Below are 242 nucleotides of genomic sequence, written 5' to 3'. Positions count from 1 at the left end.
GAATACGCTATGCGCGGCAAGAAAGGGGTGCGGGTCTTCATGATGTCGCCCCTCGGACGGTTGTGCTCCTTTCAGCAAGCTCAGATGTTCAGCCTGCAGGACGACAACATCCACAACATCGCCATAGATGGCGTGTTCGACGACTGCCAAGACATCGTCAAATGTGTGTCCAGCGATCTGGAATTCAAACGACGATATAAGATAGGTGCAGTGAATTCGATCAACTGGGCCCGACTGGTCGC

At 53.3% G+C, this 242-nt stretch carries 1 pseudogene; it reads left to right on the top strand.

Annotated elements, in window-relative coordinates:
- Positions 1-242: pseudogene (locus AC0L3U_RS40075) on the top strand (threonine synthase); the annotation flags it as partial.

It is taken from the genome of Bradyrhizobium sp. Kon69, from assembly GCF_055807515.1.
Note: the sequence above shows the minus strand (reverse complement) of the source record. Positions and strands in the feature narration are given on the sequence as shown.